Raw genomic sequence first — 846 nt, forward strand, 5'->3', positions numbered from 1 at the left:
CGCTTCCATCTTGCGTGTGGTGTATTGACTCAGGTGGCGATAGCTCTCCCTGAGCGTTGCGATGGCAGACTGATACGGCGTGTGATTGTCGATAAGGTGCAACGCATAGACAGGATTGTGCTTTGCCTCCTGACTGCGTGCTATCCAGTGGGCATTGCTGTGTGTGTCAGTGGGGGTATCTTCCTGCGGCTCTGTCTGAATATCCGGTGAAGACCACGAAGCATAACGCCCGGTATAACCACGGGCACGGTTTGCATCAGGGCGTAAATGGCTAAAGGCGTATAAATCAGGCTTCATACTGCCCCCTGTTAGCGATGACTGTAATCCGGCTGAGTGATACCCGTTTTAGCATAGGCCGCACTCAGTTTCTCAGCCGCTTTTGCTATGGCTTCCTGATATTCCTGATCGGCCTGCTTGCGAGCTTCTACATTGTCTGTGGTGTTCGGGTTGCTTTCATTCATCATCTGCCGGGTTCTTTCTACCAAGTTCTGTATTTCATCTTTCGTCATCGGCTCTTTCATCTTTTTCAGTGCATTGACAGCATGATGTCTTGCTTGGTTGTAGCCGTTAGCATCACTGTTATTAACTGAAAATGTCATGGCTTTGAAAGCCTTCTCTTCATCATCCAGAAACTCCCATGACGGATCGTGCTCTTCCATATACTTACTGGTGAACTTTGACAGGGCTTCCGGTTCGCTCTGTAACCTCGCTCTAATCTTTTTCGAGGACAGGTCAGTTTCACGTAACAACTTAACCGCCAGTACCGGGCTGTTTTGGGCTTCCTCAGACACAGCGACATTGTGCCCTTTGCTGTGCTTTTTGATAGGTTCGGGCTGATCGTCTTGC

Annotated in this window: 1 protein-coding gene and 1 pseudogene; both read right to left on the reverse strand. The window is 49.5% G+C overall.

Features of this window, described 5'->3' with window-relative positions; all coding sequences use genetic code 11:
* A pseudogene (locus PSI23_RS21675) lies at positions 1-297 on the reverse strand (hypothetical protein); the annotation flags it as partial.
* A gap of 11 nt (positions 298-308) precedes the next feature.
* Positions 309-846: hypothetical protein (locus tag PSI23_RS21680; protein WP_273557006.1), on the reverse strand; the 538-nt coding region annotated here is incomplete at its 5' end.

It is taken from the genome of Xenorhabdus yunnanensis, assembly GCF_028598805.1.
Classification (GTDB): Bacteria; Pseudomonadota; Gammaproteobacteria; order Enterobacterales; family Enterobacteriaceae; genus Xenorhabdus; species Xenorhabdus yunnanensis.